Here is a 4,080-nt window from a genome sequence, read left to right on the forward strand (position 1 = left end):
CACACGCTAAAAGAGCTGCAAAAAGTGCAATTAATTTATACAACGAAATAAGATTACATTTATCTTTAGACTATAAAACACCTAATATGGTATATCAATTATCAGCGTAAATTCAATTTTAACCTGTAGCCATATTTCAGGACTAGACATTTAAGAAAGATGAGGCATTCCTGTTCCAGTTTCAACAAAACTCTTTAAACTTTGAGTTACAAATCTTTCCCAAGCCGGAAAACAAATTTCATAACAGTTTAACTCAGGAACTAATCCATTATGTGCGAAATTTAGAATTGTTTCGTTTTGACCTTTTTCTTCCAAAACCCATTCAACAAAAGTTCCTTCCCACTCTTTTTCAATTCCTTCATAACCATTGTGAATATGTTTAGCCTCAATACATTTCCATACTATTTTTCTATTAGGTTCAAATTCGGAGATTTTAAACTTCCAATAAGTACTATCAAAACTTGTTGTGAATTCATCACCAACTGAAGAAACTGAATTATCTGTATTTCCCCACCATTTTTGGACGTGTTGTGAAATAGCATTGAATACTTGTTGTGTAGTTCCATTAATCGAAACCATTGTTGTGTATGACATAATTTAATTTTAAAATATTAATAGTGCTTGCGAATTACAAGTGCAAATATATGAAAGTACTTTTATTTTACAAGTGCATTTTTATATATTTGCATATGAAACAGATTGAAAGAAGGTCGGACTGTCCAATTAGCTTATCACTTGACATTTTTGGAGATAAATGGACTTTACTAATTTTAAGAGATTTTATTTTCTTTGACAACAGACACTTTAATGAGTTAGTAACAATCGAAAAAATATCAACAAATATTCTTGCTGACCGATTAAATCGACTACTTGAAAATGATATTGTAAAAAAAGAAGTTGATAGGAATAATAAATCTTCATATCTGTATTCGTTAACAGAAAAAGGAATTGATTTAATTCCGATTGTTATTGAAATTTATAAATGGGGAGCAAACAATATTGACGGAAATAATGCTAATAGTGAATTTAAAAATGAAGTGAATTCTAATTTTAATAAAGTGACATCGGAAATAGTTGACCGAATAAAAACTACCCACAACAATGGCTATAAGTAATTGCTCGTCCTTACCTACTTCTGAAAATCCTCGCGGATTTTCAGTTTGGTGTGTACTTGCAAAGTTAAGTGCTAAACCACGCAACTACTCATAGCCGAGACCGTTGCCTACAATTATGAAAAACAGCATTCTGACAATAATATTTCTTTTATTTACAATATCTAATTTTGGACAAAATAGAATGTATGTAACAGCCGAAAGCGGATTAGTTGTAAGAGAAAAACCATCATTGAAATCAAACAAAATTTTTCATCTTCCGAAAAATACAATGACTTATATTTCAAAGAAAACTGGAATAAATTTGGTTATTTCAGACGAAGGAAAAGAAATTAAAGGAGAATGGTTGAAAATATATGGTTTTGATAATAAAGACACTAAAGGCTATGTTTTTGGAGGTTTTTTGACAACAGAAAAACCTGAAATTTGGTATTCTGGAAAAGAAGCATATTATAAAACTTACGATTATGATAATCAACAAGAAGGAACATTTGAATCAAATAGTATATCTGAAAAATATTTGAACCAAAAATTACCAAATATTGAACCGAATATAGAAATCTTAAATCCAAAAGACTTTCCTTACTTTCTTAATCCACAAAATAGAAAAATTGTGCTTTTTGAAAATCATAAACTGAAAAATTTAAAACCAGTTGGAATTCTTAATAGTTTAACTCAAGTTAGAATTGATTCTACTTTTTACAAACTTAAATTTAAAGATTTAACTAATTGTGTGTGGAATAGAATTAATATAAATGGAAAATATTACTATACAGATATAGATATTCACGACTTTTCTTTATCGAGAGAATTAATGAATCTAAATCAAAAAGTTGAAATTATTGGACAATATGATGGTTATGATGGAATCTATCATTTAGGTTATCCTGAATATTTTTTTCTGATTTTTACAGACAAAAAAAATAAAGTCATTTACAAAACGAAAATTCTTGAATTCTATCTAAATGATGAATTTGCAATGGAAGAAGAGATTTTAAAGACTGAATGGAATAAAAAAAGTGAATCTTATGAAATAACATTAATTGGAAGTCAAGAAAAAATTCAAATTAATTGGAATGGAAAAAGAACTGAAATAAAAAAACTGTAGGCAACACCGTATAAACTTTATTGCTGGTTTTTTGCTAACTTTCGAAAGTCCTCGCAGACTTTCTTGGTCGTAAATTATTTACTAACTTTACTGCTAAACCAACGCAACAAAGCTTATACAACAACGTTGTAAGTAATGCCGAAAAACCCAGAAACCAAGTGAATAAAACGATATTTGAAATTACCAAAATGGATTGTCCTTCAGAGGAAAATCTTATCCGAATGAAATTGGACGGAATTTCAAGCATTGCGAATTTGGACTTTGATATTCCGAACCGAAAATTGACCGTTTTTCACAGCGGAGAAATTGACCAAATCGAAAAGTCCGTTATCGAACTGAATTTAGGCGGAAAGAAAATCTCAACGGAACAAACCGACCAAACGGAATTTAAAGAAAACGAAAATCAGAAAAAATTACTTTGGTCTGTACTTGCAATAAATTTCGCGTTTTTCATAATCGAAATGACCACAGGAATTATCTCAAAATCTATGGGACTTGTTGCCGATAGTTTAGATATGCTTGCGGACAGTTTTGTGTACGGAATTAGTTTGTTTGCGGTTGGCGGAACAGTAATAAAGAAAAAACGGATTGCCAAACTTGCTGGATATTTTCAAATAATACTTGCGATTATTGGATTTGTAGAAGTCTTGAGAAGATTTTTCGGAAACGAGAAGCTTCCCGATTTTTCAACAATGATTATCGTTTCAATTTTTGCACTTATCGCAAATGGAATTTGTCTTTACATTTTACAGAAGTCAAAGAGCAAAGAAGAAGCACATATGAAAGCGAGTATGATTTTCACTTCGAATGACGTGATTATCAATTTGGGAGTAATAATTGCCGGAATTTTAGTGCATTATTTGAGTTCTAATAAACCTGATTTGATTATCGGAACAATTGTTTTTGCGTTGGTAATTCAAGGAGCATTTCGGATTTTGAAATTAAGTAAGTGAATGAAAAAAGCACTACTTACAACAACGTATATAGCTCATAGCTAATTAGTTGCGTAGTCGAAGTTAAGGCATATTTGCAAGTCCGCCAAATTTTTTAATTTGGCTTATTGAGAAAAAAAATAATAATAAAATTAAAAAATTCGGCTCGTGCTTAACCGAAAATTAATCGCTAACTTACACGCTACGAGCCATATACAAGACCGTTGTGAGCAAGCTAAAAAACAGTACGAGAATAAATGGAATCACTTAAACTGATATTAAAATTAATTTTGACACCGTTTTTATCAGTTTCGGTTCTGTTTTTAACTGAATCGAGTTTATTCCTATATCCATTGATTTTCAGCATAATATTGTCTATATCGAATTATAACTTATTCAGACTTGAATTGCCAAATGGAATCTTTTTAGGAATTGTTTATTCATATGTAGCTTTTTTTATCGGATTTTTTGGATATACAATTTTTTATAAAGCAATTGAATTAATCGGAATTACAAATGATATTACAATCGGAGATTGGTTTTATACAGATTTGGCTTTTTGCATAGGTGCCTTTATAATAGCACCTTATCTAACAATCTATCTTCTAAAATTACTTTTTAAAAACACTAAAACAAAATTGACTTATTGGATTATATCAATTACAATATTTGTGTTTGTTATGATAAGTTTTGTACATAGTGACCAAGATATAAAGAATTTTTTTAACATATTTAACTTATGGCAATTGATTATTATGTTTGGATTACAGCTTATTATAAATCAAAAATTAATAACTAAAAAAATAAAAAGTGAAAGTAAAAAGCCAGCTCACAACAAAGTACTGTGGTAAAAAACAAGTAAAAATGTATTAATTTTTCACTAAAGTACTTTTATAATTTCCATCATATATTAATCCTGATTTAGCTA

General features: G+C 29.4%; 5 protein-coding genes. 4 read left to right on the plus strand and 1 reads right to left on the minus strand.

The window, feature by feature from the left end; all coding sequences use genetic code 11:
• Positions 1–150: 150 nt before the first annotated feature.
• The gene (locus DFQ10_RS18320; protein ID WP_147299256.1) at positions 151–594 is read right to left on the minus strand and encodes an SRPBCC family protein; all 444 of its coding nucleotides are present in this window, start codon (positions 592–594) and stop codon (positions 151–153) included.
• A 95-nt stretch (positions 595–689) separates the two neighbouring features.
• Between DFQ10_RS18320 and DFQ10_RS18325 the strand changes: the two genes are divergently transcribed.
• The 4 genes from DFQ10_RS18325 (at position 690) to DFQ10_RS18340 (ending at position 4,003) form a co-directional block, all read left to right on the plus strand.
• Complete coding sequence (locus DFQ10_RS18325; protein WP_181897672.1) at positions 690–1,115, plus strand: winged helix-turn-helix transcriptional regulator; 426 nt, start codon at positions 690–692, stop codon at positions 1,113–1,115.
• A 115-nt stretch (positions 1,116–1,230) separates the two neighbouring features.
• Positions 1,231–2,220: an SH3 domain-containing protein gene (locus tag DFQ10_RS18330; RefSeq protein WP_115818904.1), complete on the plus strand. Its 990-nt coding sequence runs from the start codon at positions 1,231–1,233 to the stop codon at positions 2,218–2,220.
• Between the two features lie 158 nt (positions 2,221–2,378).
• A complete protein-coding gene (locus DFQ10_RS18335; RefSeq protein ID WP_167919739.1) occupies positions 2,379–3,173 on the plus strand; it encodes a cation transporter in 795 nt (264 codons plus the stop codon).
• Positions 3,174–3,409: 236 nt separating this feature from the next.
• The gene (locus DFQ10_RS18340) at positions 3,410–4,003 is read left to right on the plus strand and encodes a hypothetical protein (RefSeq protein WP_115818905.1); all 594 of its coding nucleotides are present in this window, start codon (positions 3,410–3,412) and stop codon (positions 4,001–4,003) included.
• Positions 4,004–4,080: the final 77 nt, after the last annotated feature.

It is taken from the genome of Winogradskyella eximia, assembly GCF_003386165.1.
GTDB classification, from domain to species: Bacteria; Bacteroidota; Bacteroidia; order Flavobacteriales; family Flavobacteriaceae; genus Winogradskyella; species Winogradskyella eximia.